Genomic DNA, 21804 nt, shown 5'->3' with positions numbered 1-21804 from the left:
TCACGCTGATCCTACTACTTGGTTTGCTGCCAAATTTCTTTGATTGCTGGAACATTGCCAAGCTCTGTCAAATTACTCGGCATGATGACCGTGTTGCCGTTATTTTCAACAACATGCTTGAAGGCTTCGATTCCTAAGTAAGCAATCATCTCATCGGTCAAATTACTTTCTGCAATTGCTTGGTTAATCGCTTTGATTCGAGCGGTTTCTGCTTCGGTCAGCTTAGCAATTCGATCCGCTTCTGCTGCAGCATCGATCCGTGTACGTTCTGCTCGCGCATCTGCGTCAATTTTTGTTTGTCGTGCGCGTGCTTCCGCATCAATCTGCATCTCAGATGATTTTGCTTCTGATTCTAAGATGACGGATTGTTTCTTCCCTTCAGAAATCGTGATCAAGGATTCTTTATCGCGACTAGCAGTAATCAATTTATTCATTGAATTAACGATTTCATTTGAAACAGAAATTTCTCCGATATTGATCCGGTCAATTGACAGGCCATAACCAGCCGTAATATCTTTTACACTCTCGTAAAGATTAACATTGATTTCTTCCGTTCCATTCAATACTTCATTCAGTTCCATTTTACCGATGATGCCGCGCAAGTTAGATTGGCAATCTTGGATCATTGACGTGACAGAATCTTCATTATCATACACAAAAGCCCGGGCATCTGTCACGTGATACTTAATCGCTTCGTCAATTTCCACAATAACATTATCCCGTGTAATCACGCTTTGTGGTTCAATTTGGATCGGTGTTTGTTTTAACGAAACGCGCCGACGTACTACATATAAAATCGGGATTAAGAAATGCAAGCCGGGCTCGATAGTCTTTACATATTTCCCAAAACTTTCAACAACTTTTACTTCCCCTTGCTGAACGATCACAACCATTTGACTAATGATAAAGAAGAACACGATCGCGGCTAAAATAATTAAAATAATATTAACGATTAACAATATAATTCACATCACTTTCTTCTAAATTATTGTTTATGGTAACTAACAATTCACGACTGGTAAAATCAATGACTTCCAACATGTCTCCAGTTTCTGGCGGTCCATTAATTACTTTGTAATCATACCAACTACCCAAAATGCGGATAAGTCCCGTAATATTAGCTCCTTTACTGCGAAAACATTTCCCCATTGTTTTCTGCATTTGATAATCCAACACAATCTCCTCCTTTATAATAGTATACCAAATCTTTCACAATCAATTTTTCCTTAGTTTCATATTGCTTTACACTTTTCATCATTTTTTTTACACTATTTGAAAAGAAAGGGGATAAAAATGGAAACAAGTAAAAAGCAATGGTGGGGACTTGTAGTTATTCCTCTAGAATTATTAATAGGTAACTACCTTTTCCCACTTCTACATTTAACAAAAGACCCAAAAGTTGCATTAATGGCCTCCACACTGCTTTTCCTTGCTGGATTCCTGATCATGATCTATTTATTCCACGATTTTTTAAGAGAACAATGGCGACTCTATCGGCAAAAGCTTTTCCTAAAATTATTACTTAGCATTCTTTTAGTAGCCGGAGCCTTTCTATTATTACGCATCGTACGTGGATTGATACCTAGCGACCTATTACAAGTTCGTTCTTCGATAAATCAACCTTCGCAATCACTTAGTCCTAGTTGGGCAGTATTAGCTGCTGTTGCGCCGTTTATTGCACCATTTGCTGAAGAGTTAACCTTTCGTTACTTGTTGTTAGGTAAATTCTCCAGCAAAATTCTAAGAATACTTATGCTTTTTATTCAAGGTATTCTATTCGGGTTCATTCACTGGAACAATTTCAATGGCAATATATATGCTATGATCCCTTACATGGTGACGGGTGTGTATTTCGGTTTAATTTATCTATTCTCAAAAAATATTTGGGGATCCATCATCGTTCACTGGATGCTAAATACAATGAATTCGATGTTGCCAGCGCTCTTACTGCTGATTCTCAATATATTTGGCATCAAATTTTAATCCTCCCCGTGAGGATTTTTTTATTCTAACAATTTTCCATACATGAAAAAGAAATAGGTACTCCCTATGCAAAGTAGTATTAAGCAGCAGCATAGAGCCAATTTGTGTAGGCGGTTATCGCCATTTAATGGATATTTTATGTCCACATATTTACTTCTGGAGATTAACGCTACAGCAAACAAAAGTATAGGAAATAGAAAAACAGTTATCTTGCTTCCCCAACTGTTCACCTCTCCATTAAATCCGATTTGGACGGGAATTTTAACCGGTAAGCGAGAATAAAAAAATACTCCCAACCCAAAGAGTACTATAGAGATAACAAAACTGATTCGAATGGTCCACCGGTAAGCTTGTTCAAAAATCATTTTTCTACCCTCCTTATGTGATTAGCACATAGTATATGCCCATGTTTGGTGGAACTCTACTAAAATCAAGCAGCAAACGGGTTCTTTTTTTATTATTCAATTCCCTTCATTAAAGTAATAGTTGCCTATAAATATAAATATCCTTTTTCGCATAATTTGCTTTCATAAACGCACAAAAAAACCAACGCTCAGCCACAAACGTTGGTTTAATCAGGATATAATACCCTAAACGAAAGTTTCCTCTCGCTTCACCCTTAGCATACATCAATCATTGATTGAATAGCAAGAGTGCTTTACAACAAAAGTAAGAAATACCAAAAAGAAAGAATGCGTATTTTTTGTAAGACAAGAGTTGAGTGCTTTGATTTTGTAAATCATTTGGGAACTTACAAAAAAAGCACCTTAACCCTTGCTATACAAAGATTTAGGTACTTCCACTTGAAGCGGGTGACGAGAATCGAACTCGCGACGGAAGCTTGGGAAGCTTCTGTTTTACCACTAAACTACACCCGCAGTACATAAGAGAGTATAACGCTTTTTATAAAATCAAACAACTATTTATTTCAAACAATAAAATTGACAATTTGACCAATTCTGATTATCTTACAGATAGTAAGTACAACCACTTAGAGAGGAAGTCCCGTATGGAAAATTTGACGAAGGTTCAAGAGGCAATAACCAAAAATACGAATAACATCGTCTTCATTTCCTCTGAAACATGTAGTATTTGTCATGTAGACGAACCTAAAGCAAGAAAACTTGCTGAAGAAAACAATATTCCCTTCCAACATTTAGATATTATGCAAGAACCAGAATTAGCTGGCTTCTTTGAAGTTTTAACAGTACCAGCAGTATTAATTTATCACGAGGGAAAAGAAATCTCCCGTCAGGCACGCTTTATTGATTTTCATTCAATGGAAAAACTTTTGCAACAATTGCCGAAAGATTCGGAAACGACGGATTATCAATCTTTATTCAAATAAAAAAGAGACTGAGCGCTTGCTCAGTCTCTATTTGTTATCATTATTATGATGCAAGAAATAAATCAAGGTTTGTAATTCGTTGGTCAAATCAACGCTTTGGATGATCACATCATCTGGCGCGGTTAGACGAGCGGCAGTAAAGTTCAAGATCCCTTTGATTCCTGCATCAGCCAATTGATCGACCACCTGTTGCGCTTGTTGTGCTGGCAACGTCAAGATTGCGATTTCGATTTGTTGCAATTTGATTTGTTCCACCATATTGTCTAATGGATAAACGGGGATCCCATCCACGATACGACCAACGATGTCTTCTTTAACATCAAACGCGCAGCTTACACGGATACTATTGCTTTGATGGAATTTGAATTTCAACAAGGCGCTCCCTAAATTACCGACCCCTACCAACGCTACATTGGTCAATTGGTCATCATTCAAGATTTTCCCGAAGAAATGCATCAAATCTTCAACATCATACCCGTATCCACGTTTTCCTAGTTCACCAAAGTAAGAAAAGTCACGGCGAATTGTTGCACTGTCGACTTGGATGGCCTCACTTAGTTCTGTTGATGATACTTTGGTTTTTCCAGCATTATTTAAAATACGTAAATACCGATAGTATAACGGCAATCGTTTAACAGTCGCTTTTGGAATTGAATGTTCTTTCACAATAACTCTCCTTTATCAAAAAATTTCGTAATTGTTGACTACTGCACTATAATAGCAAGAATCTTAGTGAAATTGCAACGCACTTGCTCGAAAATTTGTGAAAAAATCACGATTAATCGAAATGACCGCTCCCAATCGCAACGACCTCAAAAATATGTTAGACTAAATCCATTCGGAAAAATAAATTTAAGGAAGATATCCAATGATTTTATTACAAGCAAATCAAATTGCTCGCTATTTTGGCGCGGACACCCTATTTGAAAATCTCCATCTTGAAGTCGCCAGCAAAGCACGGATCGGTTTAGTTGGGCGAAACGGTGCAGGAAAATCAACATTATTAAAAATAATCGCCAATATTGAAGCACCAGATGCTGGACAAGTAATCAAAAACAAACAAGCCACTTTGGGCTACCTCGCTCAAGATACAGGCCTAGATTCAACTGAGACCATTTGGAATGAAATGTTGAAAGCTTTTGATAAAGTTCGTCAGATGGAAGCTCGGATGCGGGATGTTGAGGTGGCGATTGGTGAAACACCTGAAAGCGATAGTCGCTACGCCTCTCTATTGAAGGAATACGATCAGCTTCAGCATGATTTTAATGATCAGAACGGCTATGGTTATGAAAATGAAATCCGCAGCGTTTTACACGGGTTTAAATTCGATGAAAGCTCCTATGATAAAGAAATCAGTACATTATCCGGTGGACAAAAAACCCGTCTTGCCTTGGCACGAATGTTATTGGTCAAACCTGATATTTTGATTTTAGATGAGCCTACCAATCATTTAGATATTGAGACATTGGCTTGGCTGGAAGACTACCTTCAAGGGTATTCTGGTGCGCTATTAATCGTTTCACATGACCGTTATTTCTTAGATCGCGTTGTCAATGAAATCTATGAAATTTCTCGTCATAAAATCCGTCATTACACTGGAAATTATTCCCGTTATCTTGATTTGAAAGCCGCTCAGCTTGCCAGCGACTGGAAGGCTTATGAAAAGCAGCAGGTTGAAATCGAAAAATTAGAAGATTTCGTTGCACGTAATTTGGTTCGTGCCTCCACTACTAAACGCGCCCAAAGCCGCCGAAAAACATTAGAAAAAATGGACCGGCTAGATCGACCAGATGGCAAAGAAAAATCAGCGAAATTTATGTTTGATATCGATAAGGTTTCAGGAAACGTCGTCTTACAAGTTGAAGAAGCTGCTATCGGCTACGAGGAAACACTCTCTGAACCGATTGATATGGATATTCGTCGAGAAGATGCTATCGCACTTGTTGGACCAAACGGAATCGGGAAATCTACCCTCTTAAAGTCTTTGATCGGTCAAATTCCTTTCATCAAGGGCACCCCGCATTTTGGAACCAATGTCACAGTTGGCTATTACGATCAAGGACAGGCTGATTTACACGGTAATAAAACTATTTTAGCCGAGCTTTGGGATGAACATCCAACCACACCGGAAAAAGATATTCGCAATGTCTTAGGCGGCTTTCTTTTTAGTGGTGAAGATGTTGAAAAGACGATCCCTCTACTTAGTGGTGGTGAAAAAGCTCGTGTAGCGCTAGCGAAGCTTTCTATGAATAAGGAAAACTTTTTGATTCTGGATGAACCTACCAACCACTTGGATATTGATAATAAAGAAGTGTTGGAGAATGCCTTGATCGATTATCAAGGCACACTGCTCTTCGTTTCCCATGACCGTTACTTTATTAATCGTATCGCGAACAAAGTGATTGAGTTGTCTCCTGAAGGTAGTAAATTATATCTTGGTGACTATGATTACTATCTAGAAAAGAAAAAAGAAGAGGAAGAAATCGCTGAATTACAGGCAAAAGAAGCAGTGCCCGCCGAAGCACCTAAAAAGAAGTTTTACCAAGATAAAGAACAGCAAAAGTTGATACGCAGTTTACGCCGTAAGATCGAAACTATCGAAGAAAATCTTTCTTCTTTGGACGAAAAAATTGCTAAGCTTGAAATACAAATGAGTCAGCCGGATATCTTGAACGACCACGTTCAGCTCCTAGAGTTGACAACTGAATTGGAAGCAAAAAAGGCCGAGCAAGAAGAGCAGCTTTCAAGTTGGGAAGAGCTTAGCTTAGAACTAGAAGAATTCGAATAACTTACAACTTTTGACCGATGACACCTCACACTTTTTTCGTTTTAATAAAAGAGTGGAGGTGTTTTTTATGCGACGAAAAATTCGTCCTTTTTCAATCTTACTTGGAAGCTTTTTAGTGATTTCTAGCCTAGTAATCCTCTCTTCTAAAATTTTCCATTTTGATAATAATGTTAATAGTCAACAGGACTTTTCCGCTAATGCGAATCAATACTTACAGGAGCATGGACAAGATTTTCCATTACTCGTACAAACCGATTCTCGTTGGGCCGATAAATCCTATGGCAGCGGCTCCGCTCAAAATGACTTAGCCACTAACGGATGTGCGATTACTTCTTTAGCAATGATTCTTTCCTATTGGGAACACCGGACTGTCTATCCAACTGAAATTTTACAATGGAGCGGCAACCAGTATTACGAGGCTGGACAAGGAACCGCATGGTCGATTTTCCCTGCCTTTGCTCAAAACTATGGACTGACTGTTGAGGACCTCGGCAAAGATCAAGCAAAAATTCAGCAGCATTTGAATCAAAATCAGCCAATTGTGGTCTCTGTTAATCCTGGCGAGTTTACCGACGTTGGTCACATTATGGTGATCAAAAAGGATGTGCAAAGCGATCAGATTATTGTTTACGATCCTAACGATAGTACCGATAAAGGGCACTACATGAAAAAGTACTCGATGGATGAGCTTATGTCACAATTGGCGAATGCCTGGGCATACACAAAATAAAGCTGATGCGTACGCATCAGCTTTATTTCTGGGGGTTCCTGCTTTCACAGGGGAAAAAGAATTATTTTAGGGTTATATTTATCTTACTGCAAATGTTTGAAAAAGCTATGAGCTTTTTGAATAAAAGTAAGAAAAAACTGTGGCGTAATTATGAAGAGCGTCAAATTCATTTTTGATCAAAAAACAATCACGAGTCCCGACTAAAGTCTCATGATTGTTTTTTTGTTCTTAATTATTTGATTTGTTGAACTAGATTTTTAAGAATCTGATTCATCTGAACGCCATTATCTTCCTTGATCACTTTTTCAGAAAGAATGAATGAGCCACCTACGCCGATTACATGAGGATTTTCTAGATATTCTACAAAGTTTTCTTCGTTAATCCCACCAGTCGGTAAAAATTTCACATCGTAGAAAGGTCCACTCAGTGCATTGATTGCTTTTAGTCCTCCGTAAATATCGGCAGGAAAAAACTTCACTATATTAATGCCGGAGGCTACTGCTGATTGGATATCTCGAGGTGTTGCAGTACCTGGAAAAACTGGAATATCTCGCTCCAAACAGTACTCGATCACCTCAGGGACAACTGCCGGAGAAACAACAAACTGTGCACCATTTTCAATCGCGGTTTTTGCTTCTGCTTGCGTTCGAACAGTTCCTGCCCCGACCATTAACTTAGCAGACTCTGATAATTGTTTCATTGCTTCACCAGCAAGTGCGCTGCGAAAAGTTACTTCGATCAAAGGAACATCGTTCTCCAATAAAATCTCTTCTACTTTTGGCAAGTAACTTAAATCCGTTGCTGTATAAAGCGGTAAAAGTTTGGTTTTCTGCAATTGTTGATAAATTTCATGCTCCATATTTACAGACATTATTTTCTCACTTCCTATGGGATTTCTAGTCTTTACGTTTAGTAATGGCTTCGTGCAGTCCTTGCATATAGGTAATGCCCATTGCTCGATCGTATAGACCATACCCCGGTCTCGCTACTTCTCCCCAAAGTGTTCGGCCATGGTCGGGACGAATAACGCCATCAAAACCAACCTCGACTAAAGCCTCCATGATCGCATACATATCAAGGGAACCCTCTGTTGACAAATGGGCGGTTTCTTTAAACTTGCGGTACCCTAAAAATTCAACATTTCGGAAATGAACAAAATTGATCCGATCTCCAATAGCATGAACGATCTCCACCATGTCATTGTTTGGATCCGCACCAAGCGCTCCTGTACATAAAGTAACGCCATTATATGGAGAATCAACCATACCAATGATGCGTTGTAAATCAGCCAAGTTCTTTGTGATACGAGGAAAACCGAAGATTTCCCAAGGTGGATCATCCGGATGAATGCCCATTTTCACATCAGCCTCTTCACAAACTGGGATGATTCTTTCCAAGAAATATTTCAAGTTGTCAAATAAAATTTCTTCTGTCACACCTTCGTACATTTCCACTAACGAATTGAACTTGTTCAGACGTTCTTCTTCCCAACCAGATAACTGAAAGCCTTTGGACTGACTGCTGATTAATTTGTACATATCCCCTGGTTCCATGTTATCTACTACGGCTTGATCGTACAATAAAGCCAAGCTGCCATCTTCATTCTCATAATTTAACGTTGTTTTTGCCCAGCCGAAGATTGGTTTGAAGCTGTAGCAAATCAAGTGAACATCGCATGCAGAAAGATTTCTAATGGTTTGGATATAATTATCAATGTACTGATCGCGTTCAGCCGTACCAGCTTTGATCGCGTCATGGATTGCAACACTTTCTATTCCTAATAACTCTAATTTCTCTTTTTCAATTGATTCTTTTAACTCGCGTATCTCAGAAATTTCCCAAACATCGCCAGGCATTTTGTTCAGTAATGTGCCGACTACACCATTGATACCGGGAATTTGTCTTACATGATTTAAAGGAATGGAGTCGCCTTTCTCTCCATACCATCTAAAGCCCCACTTCATTAATTTTAGTCTCCTATCCTGCTTCTATTTGTACTTTGACTCTACAAACTAAAATCCGTCCTCTTCATCCTCGTCCTCAACATCTGAAATATGCCAAGCTGCTAAGCTATCTGTTCCTTGTGCTAATATCGCTGGCACCGCTTCTTCAACGGGGGTACTTAAGAGCTGATGATTAATCGTTTCTAGCAGCATCGGTAAATTGACACCACCAATTACATAGACAGTTGCCTGCAGTTCTGGCTCTAAACCATTCGTAATCAAAACGGATTGGTTGTATGGACTAGCGCTTACCAAATCCGTTAATACGATCACTCCGGAGGCTTCATCTACTTCTCTAATTGCCGCTTCAATTGTTGTCCCTAATTCTTGGACATCATCCCCGGGATTCAAATTGACTGTCGTGATATTATTCGTTGTTCCTACGATTACTTCTGCAGCATCTTTCAGGCCATCACTTAGTTTTCCGTGTGTGGCAATGACAATTCCTAACATATGCCCCTCCATTTCCCTCACTGAAACAAATTCGTTACAGTGACAATATTATCCATATTCAATTGCTTTTTCTTCAAGTCAGCCGGATTTAAATAAAAGGCGGCGTTGGTTTGATCTTTTCTAGCACTAAAGAGATAACTGACCTTTTGATCAGCCTCTTGATACTCAACGTTTTCACCTATTTTTTTATTGCTAGGCAATTTTCCTACCAAATGTAGCGGAGCCGTAGCGCCAATACTGTCCAAATAATAAATTTTACAGTGTCCATTGACTTGCCTCTGCAATTCCTCTAAGCCTTTATTGCCATAGCTGCCTTCGTCTAAAAAGGCATAAGCAATATTCTTTTGTTTATTCTCTGCGATCATTTTCAGCATCGCTAGTATCGAGGACGTATTGCGGACTAATGTTTTCCGATTGGATAAGCCCTTCGTGATTTTCCCTAACAGAATAAAATAGCCCGCATAAATCAACATAATCATTATTGTACTAAGCGAATTCAGCTGGAACGAATCCGGAGAAAGCCGCATATAGATAAGCGTTCCGATAACTCCCAAAAGAATCGCGATAAGTGTGCTAGCCAAAATAAAGGTGGTCGTCTTTCTCGCCTGATCTTTTCTATCGAATAGCTGATAAGAACCGATACTTTCAGGAGGAGTGTCATAGAAGGTACAAATCACACGATCCGCCTGTTTAATATTGCCGACATAAACATTTCGTGAGGCATATTTTTTTTGCTGATCATATTCAATGACTTGAACATCTTCACGCATCTTGGCAATATCTGTTACTAAAGCTGCGAGAAATCGCTTCTTGCTCTTTTCTGTTCGTCGCAGCCGATAAACATATTGGTAACGAAACAGCCAATCTTTGAATACTTCTGATTGCTCCATCTATTCTCTCTCCTGTTCTTTGACTCAAACGATTTTAAAGATTAAATTGCTTCAAGACATCTTTTAAACTTGATTTTGGTGCCGATGGAGTTGCTTGGAAATAAATATCTTCAACGCCATAATTTTCATGCATGTCCTTCAATCGTTCAGCATCTTCTTTGTTTAAGTAAACAGATTTCGTTACCAAGATGTCTTTATCTGGATCTTTTTGAGCGATCCCGCCAATATTCAATTCTTTCATCGGCACACCATGTTTAACTAAATCATAGATAACACTGACGGTTTTTGTGATCAAAATACAGTTATACTCTTTGAAATTGAATTCATCCCAATAGAATTTCGCTTTTTCTGGCGTGATCACGATCGTTTTTTGCCCTGTTCGACTTCCAGCATTTTTATAGAGGTCTCGCATAAATTTATCTTTTGCTACTACTTCATCAACCACAAAAATTGAATTTACACCGCTCTTTTGTGATAAGGTCATCATTACTTGTCCATGAATCAAACGTTCATCTACTCGAGCTAAATTTATTACGCCCATTTCTCACACTTCCTTTTCAAAATTATAAGATTCCAACTCCGGCTAAAATAATTAAGATCAAGGTCAACCAGAGCAATGCTTGTGTTACTTTTAGACCTTTCTTCGTATAGAACCAATAGACACCCATCACTACTGCTAACGGTAAAATACCTGGAACGATCTGGTCGAGAATTTCTTGAATAACGAACTTCCTTCCTGAGATCGCAAATTTTAGTGTCGATTCTACTTTTACATAGTTACCAGCTAAAATCCCCATCATGAATAATCCTAATACGGAAAGCGCCTCGATGGCTGTTTGAACACCGGTACTTTGCATCAATCCTGTCGCATTACGTCCCATCGTAAATGATTGTCTCGCAAAGAACACCCCTAATGCTGCTTGATAGATCGCGAAGAACACGAATGGGAACAATGCTCCTAACGCACTTCCTTGCTGTGCCCAAGGAACAGCGATGGCAATAAAAATATATTGAACCGTTCCTGAGTCAATCGCATCACCAATTCCAGCGAGTGCGCCCATCAAACCGGCTTTCGTGTTATACATCAAGTCATCCTGCATCAGGATTTCTTTTTTCTCATATTCTTCCTGCGCCCGTTGTTGTTCCATCGATGACATCAACCCAGTGATAACACCGCCACCCCAACTTAACTGTGTATTAAAAAATAGTAACTGACGTTTATAGGCTGCCTTTAAGGCATCGTCGTCTTTATATAATTTCTTCAAGATCGGCATCATCGCATAAAGTAGAGATGGTGCCAAATAACGTTCAAAGGAATGAGGTATTTCATTCGCAAAGTGCCATCTTAGATACGCTTTGGTGACATCTTTACTGGTAATTTCTTCAGGTGCTAAACTTTTATTTGTTACTTCCGCCATGTTTTTTCCCTCCTATTTCTCTTCACTAAAATCCGTCATCATAATCATCGTCGTCATCAAAGGTCGCTCCAGAGCTTGGTGCTGCAGATTCTGCTGCGGGTGCTGCGCCCTTTCCTTTTTGTGACTGTACAAAGATCAACGCAATCAAGATTCCAAAAATCGCATAAGTAACCATTGTGATTTCCAAGGATTTCAATACTACACTCATGAAATAAGCAAGGAAGAAAAAGACCATGTAGTCTTTACGTCCGATGACATAAACCGTTGTCGCGATACCAATCGCAGCTAATCCGCCACCGACTACTTCAAGGATGTGAATCACGACTGTTCCTTCGAGCGCATTGATAACATCAGCGATAACTGGAGCACCTAAATAAAGCGCAATAAATACTAACGGTACGAACAAAACAAATGAGGCGATCGTTGGATAAAGGATGATTGAACGTTTGATGGCATTCGCATTCATGTCCTCAACTGCTTTATCTGTATATTTACCTAAGAATGTGTTGATAAAGAAACGGAATTGATACAAATAGCTTCCTAACAATCCTACGGGTACAGCCACCGCAATCGCGGCTTCTGGTTTTAAATTCCCTAACAATGCCACGGGAACTGCAATTGCCGCAGCAATCGAAGGTTCAGCTGGCATTGATCCGCCAGGTGAGAAGACCCCCATATAAATCATTTGCAACGCGGCGGTAACAATCATCGCCTGAGCAACATCTCCCATAACAATCCCAACAATTAAACCTGTCATTAGAGGTGAGAAGCGCAAAGTTAGTGTCGCTCCTCCTCCAAGCCATCTGGACATTACCGCAGCGACCCATAACGCGATCAACAGACTCTGCATAACACTTAAAGTATCCATAAGTTCCTCCTTATTCATATTAAAGAATGACTTTTTCCGAGGAAAAAGTGGTCTTATTTTTTTGTCTTATATCGCTCCACTAGTGATTTACGTTTTAGATGACTGTGACACCATTAGACATTCCATCACAATACCAATTGTAAAAAGTGGAACGCTTAGACTTTTTAACGCTTAGAAATATATTCTTCTAATTCAACAATTGATTCTTTTAATAAATCCATCGTAATCGGGATTGGCAGTAAATGAACTTTTTCTTTTGAATCCACAAACGCCACGATTTGATCGATGACTGCTTCATCTTCAGGATAAATATCCATCTGCTTCAAGGACATAGGTAAGGCTAATTCCTGATAAAAAGGCATCAGCGCATCAATTTGCGTCCATTTTTTTTCAACTGCCAATTGGTAAAAAATACCGTAGGCGACTTTTTCTCCATGTAGAAAATCATGACTTTCAGGAATATACTTACTCATCCCATCATGCATTGCATGCGCAATTGCGTTTCTCGCGTATTTATCGCCTAGGCCGCCAACCAACCCTGCTACGCCAAAAACAATTTCAGATAAATGAACAAACTCTTCTGATACTTCGCCGTTCTCCATGTCTTTAATTGCCTTGGCAGAATGATCCAAAATGGCTTTTTTGCATAGTTCAGCTGTAAACCCAGCTACCTGCAAGAACGGTTCATTTATCAACTGTTCCTGTTGCAAGATAGCATCCGATTCATACCATTTCGCAATCGTATCAGCTAAACCTGCTACAAAATAGTTGACTGGTGCATCAATAACTAATTTAGGATCTGTTATAAAAAAGGCTGCCTGTCGCAAAAAGTGTTCGCTTTTCCCTTCGGATTCACCACTCTCCTTATACATCACTGAAAGCGGGGTCCAGGGTGCACAATTACTAGCCAGAGTTGGGATCACACCAAAATTAACATTCAATACATGGGCTGCATAACCAACTAAATCCGTTAGCTTTCCACCGCCAACACCGATAATGAAGTCGACCTTCTGCTCCTCTACCACTTTAGCAATTCGCTCTGCACCGTAATAACTGCACTCGCCGGTGTATTGTAAAAAATGGAAATTATAGGTGTCATCCTTTAGAAAATTCAAAAAAGTCTTTGCCTTTTCAAAGGAAATCTGACCATGAACGATCAAAACATTTTTTGCTGAAAATTCCTGTAGTAATTCAGGTACATAATTGATTGCGCCAAAATGATAACGATAAAACTGTGGGCCTACCTTAACTTTTAAATCCGTTAGCATTTGTCTGCTCCTTTCTAACCGACTAGCTTACTCTCAGCTTGAACGGAACGCTCTGGAATTTTTCCAGCAACCACATCTTCGACATCTCGCAGACATTTCGCGCCCATTTCTTGCAAGCATTCCATCGTATAGGCGGAAGTGTGGGGCGTCATGACCACATTAGGAAACGCAAGATAAGGATGGTCCTTACGACCCGGTTCTTCTTCTAAAACATCCGTCGCTAATCCTGCGATTTTCCCTGATTTTAAAGCGCTGACAATTGCTTCTTCATCTAGCAATGCCCCACGTGCACTGTTGGAAAGATACACATTTTCTTTCATTTGTGCGATTTCATCTGTTGAAATCATATGATAGTTTTCTTCATTTAAGCTGGCACAAAGACAAATGATATCCGATTCTTTTAACAATTGTGGAAGCTCCACTTTTCTCGCTCCGTAGCTTTCAATGTGCAGTGCTGATTTATACGGATCATAGGCTAAAACGTTACATCGAAAGCCATTTCGTAACGTTTCTACGACACAGCTGCCGGTATTTCCGACACCAATAACGCCTACTGTTTTGTTGAATAGCGTTCGACCGACAAAATTCGCTCGATCCTCCCAGCTATCGTTCTTGACACTTAGATCTGCCTCAACTGTTTTCCTTAATAGTGCTAGTAAATTCGTAATATTATTTTCTGCTACCGCATCTCTTTCGACTAAAGCCGGAATAATTGAAACAAGTGTCCCGTGTTTTCTTGCGGCTTCAATATCAATATTGTTGTAGCCGATTCCATGTCTGGTTATTAAAATAAGTTCGTCCTTATAATCAAAAAATTCCTGTGTGAAAAATGGGGTGACACTCGCAATAATAATATTGAAGCCCTCTAATAATTCTGCCAGTTCCCGTCCGCCGATTTCTCCATCCACGGTGAATGAATGAACCTCACCGATTTTCTCCAGCCGCTCCAGCTGATCATGGAAGATTTTTCCAAAACTACTTGAATTGACGATCGCTATTTTGTATTTTCCCATCCTTAAAGCTCCTTTTAAACTTGCTTTACAACTTAATGACTCGCAATTACCGTGCTTTATTTATACATAAATTCTCTTTTCTTCGTTTATTCATCTCCTTTTTTTATAAAAACAAAGCATCTTACAAATTGAATGACGTTAAGTAAACCGATTTCTGATAACGCATTCAACCTTATGCCTTTATTATACAAAAAAATATTTTTTTGTAAATAGAAAAAATAAAAAATATTTTTGTTGATTTTTTTTTGGTTTCCTAGTATCTTATGAGTACATACTACTGAATGAAGGAGGAAAGCTGATGTCTAGCCCAATTCACTTACAAATCAAATCGATGTACAAACATTTTAGTCCTAAAGAGCAAGCCATTGCCGATTACATATTGGAAAATCCAAATAAGGTCAGCCATAGTTCTATCAGTGATCTTTCTGCAGAGCTTGGTATCGCGGACTCCACTTTTTTTCAATTCACTAAAACGTTAGGTTTTAATGGCTTCAAAGATTTTAAAGTAGCTTTATTAAAACAAGAAAATGATTTGACCGCTGTAACGATACATGAGAATGTTCAGCAGGACGATTCTGAATTAACGATGGCTCAAAAAGTTTTTGATTCAAATATGACTACCTTGACGGATACAAAGAAATTACTTAAAGAAGAAGACCTAAAAAAAGCCGTTAAAATGATTTCCGAATCTAGACGACTGTACTTCTTTGGAGTCGGCGGTTCAGAAATCGTAGCCACAGATGCCTACCATAAGTTTTTACGTTCTCCTATCTCGGTTGGACACAGTACCGATTATCATGTTCAATTAATGGAGGCCTCTTTACTCACTGAAGAAGACTGCGCTTTGTTTATCTCACACTCGGGAAAATCCAAAGAAACTATCCATATGGCTGAAGCGGTCAAAAAGGCTGGAACGAAAGTGATTATTATTACTAGCCAAATCAATTCTCCCTTAGCAAAACTGGGCGATGTCGTCTTTATTTCAATCTCTGAAGAAATTGAATTTCGCTCTGAGGCATTGGCTTCGCGCATTGCTCAGCTGAGTATTATTGATTCACTCTATGTAATTTTGATGTTCAACAATCGTAAAAACGCACAAGAAACCATTTCTAAAGTTCGAAAAGTCATTTTGAGTTTAAAGGAATAAATAAAACAGCAGTTTGTTCATTAGTAGGTGCCTCTGCAAACTACTGAACATACTGCTGTTTTATTTTTCTAAGTTATCGCTATTTCTTAACACGCAATCACGTTGAGTAACCAATTGCAAATAGACAGTGAATGCCTATTCCTTCTGAACGGCAAACTTCATTGTAAGTAAGAATGCATCATTCTAACTATTCTCTAAAAAACACTGTCATTTTGAGAAATTTTCTTTTCCACGCAATGTTAGTGCATTCAAAGAAATTCGTTTTAATAGCGATACATACAGCTGAATCATCGGCCCTAGCAAAATAATTGCAAACAGCGTTCCAACACCGAATGTTCCGCCTAAAAGAATACCGCTGACGACAATGATAAAATCTAAGATGATTCTACCTTTTTGTAAAGAAACCTGTAAACGATCGCAGACACAAAACATCATTCCTTCCAATGGACCTGAACCTAAGCCACCAGTTAAATATATTGCTGTGCCTAGAGCCATTAGACAGAATCCCAAAAAAGAATTTCCCATACTATTCTGAAAAAATTCGATGGATTGAAAAACGTCTGCCGTTCGATTGATGGTTTCGCCAACTAAGAACGTATTGATGAGACTGCCGATTCCTAAAATCCTGCGATTGTACAAAAAAGTCATCAACAAAAAAAGAAAACTGATCAATTGACTCCAGCGTCCAAAAGGAATCGCTGTATGTTTCATTAAGCCTAAAATCAACGTACTAACAGAATCAAATCCTTGATTGGCCACCACGATTATTTCGATTCCAAGCCCCATCAAAATTGTCCCGAAAACCACCAAGAATAATCGACTCAAAAAGTTTTTAGTCATCGGCCTCCACCATCGCCTTTAGCCTTAAAATAAAAGCCTCATAATCTTCGCTCATACTTAACTGCTTGGTATTGATCGGCTCTGAAACGATCTCAATGAATTTCTCAAAAAAATCATTGAACTCATTTGCTTCTTCTTTATTGATCGCAATATAAGCGATTAGCTTAATCGTATGATCGGCCCAAACCAATGGTTCTTGCAGCGTCATGATTGCCACTCCGCTTCTTTTAGCTTCCAGCTCAACCGAATGCGGAACCGCGATTCCTGATGGAAAACTGGTTGGAGACATCCGCTCGCGTTTTTCTACTCTCTCGAGAAATTGAGCATCTACAAATCCTTCATTCATCATCCGCTGATTGATTTGTTGCCGTATTTCCATCGGCGTTAATCCAGCAGGATCAAATTGATTGAAATACAATTCTGGCAAAATGAATTTTTCGATGGTTTGATACATGCGTCGTTTTTCACGCTGTGATTTTAACGCATCAATTCTTTTTTCAATTTTTCTAACATCCTTATCGGTTAGAAAAGGATGGATAAAAACGGCCCCCTCGTGTTTAGAAGCTGTTTCCCGATCTGTGGTTAGTAATAAATCATACTCCGCATTCGCTGCTTTCCATTTTTCCGTCACGATAACGTTGATATTTTCTCCCAGGCGTTCTTCAATTTCATTTCTTAGATTTCTGCCAAGGTCATGATAATCGTTCACCACCAATTGAATAGTAATCTGATTACGAAAATGCTTTTGCGTTTCAAGAAAGGAGCCAATATGTAATGCAATAAATGAAATCTCGTCATCATTGAACCAGATAGCCAAGCGGTCCTGAATCAGAGAAGAAATGTACACAGCCAAATCATAAATCAACGGGTAAGCAGTTTTTAAATCTAGTAAGCTACTATTACGCGTAAAGGTTTCATAATGGGATCGAAAATAGAGACTTTGCAAATGAATCGCTAATTTATTGAAAAAATCTTCATCATTCAATTCGACTAAATAGGTCCGCTCAACCTCGGCTAAGACATCCTTTAAGGCATTGATGATTTTGGGATCAACAAAGCTTGAGAGCTGCTGACTCTTTTCCTTTGTTAAGGTTTCATTTTGCATACCAATAAATAATAATGACAATTGCTCCAATTCTGCGTGAGAAAAGTGAATGTCGTATTGCTGAGCCAATTGATTACTGATTTCTTCTGCGATTAAAAATTCCGGGCTACTTTGTGCGGGATTCTCATTCAAGCTTTTCTTTAGACTATGCCCTTGGCGAATGCGTTCAATGCTGATGGCAAAGTGGAGTACGATGTTATTCAGCGAGTATTGATTGATCTGGATATTATTTTCAGCTAACACCTGTTGAATCGTCTGCTGCAGCTTTTCGAGAGAGATGTAGCCGATCATTTGCTGAATACTGACCTTCAATTTTTCCTGCAGGTCACTTTCGTTATATAAAAGGGAGATGAGGTAGCGGCGTTTTGCCCGTTCTGGTCCGGTTAGCTTAATATAATCTTGTTCGAAAACAATTTGAATCGCATCATTGGTGATTTCTCTTTTTAATTGCTGGATATCATTTTTTAACGTCGATTCGGAAATGAAGAGCTTCTCCGCCAGCTCATAAAAATCAACACCTTCTGATGAGTGCTTCAGCAGCTCCAAAAAGATCCGGGATTTACGATCTTCGGTACCGCCTGACTCGATACCCACCTCCCCGTTCAGCTGGTAGCCGCGATGACTGGTCAAAATAAGCGTCGGATTGTTTTGATTGATCTTGGCAACACGGTTACGAATCGTACGAGTGGTGCAATTGCTAAATTCAGCTAGTTCATCAGAAGTTACCCACCGAGCCTTTTTGTTTAGATAATCAATCAGCTCTTTTTCTTTTTTAGTCAGCACATTTACACCTCCATTCAAAGAAAAGTTGATCACGAAGATCAACTTTTCAATTGATTATAACGTTTCGCCGTTTGAAGCAATCACCTGTTTATACCAGTCAAAGCTGTCCTTTTTGATTCGTTGACCAGAGCCTTTTCCTTCATTATCCAGATCAACATAAATGAAGCCATAGCGCTTTTCCATCTGGGCAGAAGAACAGCTGATAATGTCAATCGGTCCCCAAGCACAATAGGCAATCACGTCTGCGCCGTCATACATCGCACGCTTCATTTGAGCAATGTGCTCAGACAGATAAGCTATACGATAATCATCATGGATCTGTCCGTCCTCCAATTTGTCATACATACCAAAACCATTTTCCGCAATAATGATGGATTTGTGATAGCGATCCCAGTATTGAGATAATGAATTGTACAGTCCCTGTGGATCAACTGCCCAGCCCCATGGATTGGCCTTCAAATTCGGATTCGGTGTCACCGAAGATGGACTCATCGTATTTTTTGAAGCATCGACCATTTGCGAGTAGTAATAAGACAGGGCTAAATAATCCATTGGATGATCCTTCAATAATTGTTTGTCTTCATCAGTAATTTCTAGGTGGATGCCATTTTCAGCAAAGTAATTCAAGGCATATTGTGGGTACGCGCCTTGGAATTGAACATCGGTATAGAAATATTGCATACGATTTCGACGCAAGGCCAAGTTCACATCGTCAGGATCGCAGGAATACGGATACGCCGTACAATCTGCCATCATCGTACCAATCATCATATCAGGATTGATCGTTTTGGCATATGCTGCCAATTTGGCACAGGCTACGAACTGATGATGTACCGCTTGGAAACTCGCTTCCTCATAATTATCTACCGTATCGTAAGGAATCGCGGTTGAATTAAAAGGCTCGAACTGAATCAAATTGACTTGATTGATGACGATCCAATATTTCACCTTTGTTTGATAGCGTTCTAAGACTACTTTCCCATATTTAACAAATAAATCAATCACTTTGCGATTGTTCCAGCCCCCGTATTTTAACGTAATTTCAACAGGTGTCTCGTAATGTAAAATAGTAATGATCGGCTCCATTCCCAGTTCAATGATCTTATCAATCAACCGATCATAGTAAGCGAGCCCCTCTTCATTGGGCTCCGTTTCATCACCAGTTGGGAAAATCCGTGTCCAGTCGATTGAAGTCCGAAAGGTTTTGAAGCCCATTTCACTGAGTAATTCCAAGTCTGATTCATAGGTATGATAAAAGTCAATCCCATGGCGTTTTGGATAATAACCTTCCGTATCCGCTAGATTAGCTCTAACATCAGCTAAAGACATTCCTTTGTGCTGATCTTTTGCAATTTCAGCATTGCTTTTACCTGGATAGTACTTGTGCAGATCCGCTAGACTGATGCCTTTTCCATCCACTTTATAGGCACCTTCTGCTTGATTAGCAGCGATTGCTCCTCCCCATAAAAAGTCCTTAGGCATTTGATAGTTTTCCAATGAAATTCCTCCTTGATTAGTTGTGTGGTTTATTTTTGGCTAAAGGTTTCAAACAAGCGAACCAAATGTTCACCGATTAAGATTTCACTTTGCGCAGTCATTAAGGTATCTTGTGCGTGACAGAATAAGGTCGAATAACGTATTTGTTCACCTGAGGCTTCTAACTGTAAAGTATCAGTCTGCAACCCATGTGCCACAACGACTTCTTTGCGTGCCGCTAGAACTTCTGTCTTGGCATTCTCAAAATCCATTTTTTCTAAGCTTTCTAATGATCGGACCAAATGATCCCGTGCATTGCCGGCATGAACTAAAATGTTCATAGACAGCTGATTTAACTGATCATTCTCCTCTAAATATTTTGTCTCTTCCATATGCGACCTCCTGCTAATAGCTTATAGTTATTTTTAATGAACGACTTCTGCTTCCGCTTCTTCTAACGCCTCTTGCGCTTCTTGCTTAACTAATGAATTATCATAGGCTTTGAAGAATGGCAGGAAGACCAGCCAAGTAATGACAAAGATCAGGGCACAAACGACAATTGCTCGCCAATCCTGCGTTGCTAAATAGGATGTAAATGGATAAGGCATATACCACAACAGGAATGTGCTGGATGGTACGTTGACTAATCCTAGCGACATTGTTACATAAGCAATTGTTGGAACAATAATACTGTTGATCCACATTGGCACCATTAAGTAAGGATTGAAGGCAATCGGTGCTCCAAATACTAATGGTTCATTGATATTAAAAATTGAAGGAATGATAACTGCTTTACCGATTGCTTTTAATTGGGCGGATTTACTCAACAGCAACATCATCACAGATAAAGCCAATGTTGTTCCGATCCCACCCATCGAAGAAAAGGCGTAGCAGGTTTCTTGGGTAGCGATGTTGATCGCTTGTCCGCCATTTGCCACCGCTTCCGCATTTGCTGCTAAACCAGACATGTAAACCGGATAAACAACGGGCATCATTACCCAACCAGAAATACCGAATGTATATAGAAATACAGGAATGAAAACGGATAACACAAAGCCTGGATAGGATTGGACAATGCTTGCTAATGGACTGAAAACCAATAAAACAACATCAAAGAAATCAATTTTAAATTGGAAGGTAATCAGCCAACCAACCAGTAAGACAAATGTAATCGGCAATAGGCTGTTAAACCAGCCAACAACAAAATCGGGAATTGGGGTATCCTCATCAAAGAATGAATACTTCACAGCAAAATTCATCACGAAGCCGACGAACAAGCCGGTAATCATGGAAAGGAACATGCCCGTCGCACCAAAACGTGAAAGAATAAAGACCGCTTCACCCTCGGCTGTCATCGTTGGGAAGAGCAGCATCATGAATAATACCAAGGAAGCTGCACCAGAGATCAACTTCTGACCACCGTAGCCTTTTTTCTCCATTAAATAATAGGGAATTAAAAATGCTACTACTAACGCATACATCCCGAATGAGAAATTGCTGATCATGGAAAAATCAGGCATTCCGCTGAAAATATTTTTTAATAATGACACCACTGTTACTAATGAACCAACGAAAACCAATGGCAAAGCAATCATGATTGAATCCTGAATAGCAGATATCCATGGATTCTTTACCACCTTATTTACTTTAGGTGCAAAGGAGTTCGTCATAAAATTCATAATTTTATCCAT

Annotated in this window: 23 protein-coding genes and 1 tRNA gene; 5 read left to right on the top strand and 19 right to left on the bottom strand. The window is 39.3% G+C overall.

Annotation, left to right across the window (positions count from 1 at the left end; genetic code table 11):
* Positions 1–14: 14 nt before the first annotated feature.
* Together IGI44_RS06095 and IGI44_RS06090 are read right to left on the bottom strand one after the other, a co-directional pair.
* Entirely contained in the window at positions 15–959 is a 945-nt protein-coding gene (locus IGI44_RS06095) for an SPFH domain-containing protein (RefSeq protein ID WP_438786902.1), read from the bottom strand.
* Positions 946–1176, bottom strand: coding sequence for a hypothetical protein (locus IGI44_RS06090; RefSeq protein WP_438786901.1), 231 nt, complete (start codon positions 1174–1176; stop codon positions 946–948). The genes IGI44_RS06095 and IGI44_RS06090 overlap by 14 nt, the downstream gene beginning before the upstream one ends.
* 117 nt (positions 1177–1293) lie before the next feature.
* Between IGI44_RS06090 and IGI44_RS06085 the strand changes: the two genes are divergently transcribed.
* Entirely contained in the window at positions 1294–1983 is a 690-nt protein-coding gene (locus IGI44_RS06085; RefSeq protein ID WP_438786900.1) for a lysostaphin resistance A-like protein, read from the top strand.
* Between the two features lie 20 nt (positions 1984–2003).
* Here the strand turns inward: IGI44_RS06085 and IGI44_RS06080 are convergent, their stop codons facing one another.
* Positions 2004–2348 carry a DUF1648 domain-containing protein gene (locus tag IGI44_RS06080; protein ID WP_438786899.1) on the bottom strand — a complete coding sequence of 115 codons (345 nt, stop codon included), beginning with the start codon at positions 2346–2348 and terminating at the stop codon, positions 2004–2006.
* A 442-nt stretch (positions 2349–2790) separates the two neighbouring features.
* Positions 2791–2861: transfer RNA gene (locus IGI44_RS06075), tRNA-Gly, on the bottom strand.
* Positions 2862–2992: 131 nt separating this feature from the next.
* Here IGI44_RS06075 and IGI44_RS06070 point away from each other — a divergent pair.
* Complete coding sequence (locus IGI44_RS06070; RefSeq protein WP_438786898.1) at positions 2993–3331, top strand: thioredoxin family protein; 339 nt, start codon at positions 2993–2995, stop codon at positions 3329–3331.
* A gap of 27 nt (positions 3332–3358) precedes the next feature.
* On the opposite strand, the gene IGI44_RS06065 is transcribed toward IGI44_RS06070, so the two are convergent.
* On the bottom strand, positions 3359–3997 hold the full coding sequence (locus IGI44_RS06065) for a redox-sensing transcriptional repressor Rex (protein WP_316405508.1): 639 nt from the start codon (positions 3995–3997) through the stop codon (positions 3359–3361).
* Positions 3998–4199: 202 nt separating this feature from the next.
* Between IGI44_RS06065 and IGI44_RS06060 the strand changes: the two genes are divergently transcribed.
* The gene (locus IGI44_RS06060) at positions 4200–6119 is read left to right on the top strand and encodes an ABC-F family ATP-binding cassette domain-containing protein (RefSeq protein ID WP_438786897.1); all 1920 of its coding nucleotides are present in this window, start codon (positions 4200–4202) and stop codon (positions 6117–6119) included.
* Positions 6120–6186: 67 nt separating this feature from the next.
* Complete coding sequence (locus tag IGI44_RS06055) at positions 6187–6849, top strand: C39 family peptidase (protein WP_438786896.1); 663 nt, start codon at positions 6187–6189, stop codon at positions 6847–6849.
* A 232-nt stretch (positions 6850–7081) separates the two neighbouring features.
* On the opposite strand, the gene IGI44_RS06050 is transcribed toward IGI44_RS06055, so the two are convergent.
* The 9 genes from IGI44_RS06050 to IGI44_RS06010 all read right to left on the bottom strand — a co-directional run bounded on the left by IGI44_RS06050 (position 7082) and on the right by IGI44_RS06010 (position 14762).
* Positions 7082–7720, bottom strand: a complete 639-nt coding sequence (locus IGI44_RS06050; protein ID WP_438786895.1) for a bifunctional 4-hydroxy-2-oxoglutarate aldolase/2-dehydro-3-deoxy-phosphogluconate aldolase — start codon at positions 7718–7720, stop codon at positions 7082–7084.
* A gap of 25 nt (positions 7721–7745) precedes the next feature.
* Entirely contained in the window at positions 7746–8813 is a 1068-nt protein-coding gene (gene uxuA, locus IGI44_RS06045; protein WP_438786894.1) for a mannonate dehydratase, read from the bottom strand.
* A gap of 48 nt (positions 8814–8861) precedes the next feature.
* Positions 8862–9305 (bottom strand): PTS sugar transporter subunit IIA, encoded by a 444-nt coding sequence (locus IGI44_RS06040; protein WP_438786893.1) that lies wholly within the window; start codon positions 9303–9305, stop codon positions 8862–8864.
* 17 nt (positions 9306–9322) lie between these two features.
* Complete coding sequence (locus IGI44_RS06035) at positions 9323–10195, bottom strand: hypothetical protein (protein ID WP_438786892.1); 873 nt, start codon at positions 10193–10195, stop codon at positions 9323–9325.
* A 34-nt stretch (positions 10196–10229) separates the two neighbouring features.
* A complete protein-coding gene (locus IGI44_RS06030; RefSeq protein WP_016181956.1) occupies positions 10230–10736 on the bottom strand; it encodes a PTS system mannose/fructose/N-acetylgalactosamine-transporter subunit IIB in 507 nt (168 codons plus the stop codon).
* Positions 10737–10758: 22 nt separating this feature from the next.
* Complete coding sequence (locus IGI44_RS06025; RefSeq protein ID WP_016181955.1) at positions 10759–11613, bottom strand: PTS system mannose/fructose/sorbose family transporter subunit IID; 855 nt, start codon at positions 11611–11613, stop codon at positions 10759–10761.
* Between the two features lie 25 nt (positions 11614–11638).
* A complete protein-coding gene (locus tag IGI44_RS06020) occupies positions 11639–12481 on the bottom strand; it encodes a PTS mannose/fructose/sorbose/N-acetylgalactosamine transporter subunit IIC (protein ID WP_438786891.1) in 843 nt (280 codons plus the stop codon).
* A gap of 164 nt (positions 12482–12645) precedes the next feature.
* A complete protein-coding gene (locus IGI44_RS06015; protein ID WP_438786890.1) occupies positions 12646–13749 on the bottom strand; it encodes an iron-containing alcohol dehydrogenase family protein in 1104 nt (367 codons plus the stop codon).
* A gap of 14 nt (positions 13750–13763) precedes the next feature.
* Entirely contained in the window at positions 13764–14762 is a 999-nt protein-coding gene (locus IGI44_RS06010; RefSeq protein WP_438786889.1) for a D-isomer specific 2-hydroxyacid dehydrogenase family protein, read from the bottom strand.
* Between the two features lie 298 nt (positions 14763–15060).
* Here IGI44_RS06010 and IGI44_RS06005 point away from each other — a divergent pair, with 298 nt between their 5' ends.
* Entirely contained in the window at positions 15061–15909 is an 849-nt protein-coding gene (locus IGI44_RS06005; protein WP_438786888.1) for a MurR/RpiR family transcriptional regulator, read from the top strand.
* 207 nt (positions 15910–16116) lie between these two features.
* Here the strand turns inward: IGI44_RS06005 and IGI44_RS06000 are convergent, their stop codons facing one another.
* From IGI44_RS06000 to IGI44_RS05980, 5 genes are read right to left on the bottom strand one after another with little or no spacing between them, the layout of a single operon-like run.
* Positions 16117–16749 carry a YczE/YyaS/YitT family protein gene (locus IGI44_RS06000; RefSeq protein ID WP_438786887.1) on the bottom strand — a complete coding sequence of 211 codons (633 nt, stop codon included), beginning with the start codon at positions 16747–16749 and terminating at the stop codon, positions 16117–16119.
* Positions 16742–18637, bottom strand: coding sequence for a BglG family transcription antiterminator (locus IGI44_RS05995; RefSeq protein ID WP_438786886.1), 1896 nt, complete (start codon positions 18635–18637; stop codon positions 16742–16744). The genes IGI44_RS06000 and IGI44_RS05995 overlap by 8 nt, the downstream gene beginning before the upstream one ends.
* Positions 18638–18691: 54 nt before the next feature.
* The gene (locus tag IGI44_RS05990) at positions 18692–20134 is read right to left on the bottom strand and encodes a glycoside hydrolase family 1 protein (RefSeq protein WP_438786885.1); all 1443 of its coding nucleotides are present in this window, start codon (positions 20132–20134) and stop codon (positions 18692–18694) included.
* Between the two features lie 29 nt (positions 20135–20163).
* Complete coding sequence (locus tag IGI44_RS05985; protein ID WP_438786884.1) at positions 20164–20505, bottom strand: PTS lactose/cellobiose transporter subunit IIA; 342 nt, start codon at positions 20503–20505, stop codon at positions 20164–20166.
* 33 nt (positions 20506–20538) lie between these two features.
* Positions 20539–21804, bottom strand: a complete 1266-nt coding sequence (locus IGI44_RS05980; RefSeq protein WP_438786883.1) for a PTS sugar transporter subunit IIC — start codon at positions 21802–21804, stop codon at positions 20539–20541.

This window comes from Enterococcus sp. DIV0756, from assembly GCF_051710745.1.
GTDB lineage: Bacteria > Bacillota > Bacilli > Lactobacillales > Enterococcaceae > Enterococcus_A.
This window is presented reverse-complemented; position numbering and strand designations above follow the sequence as displayed.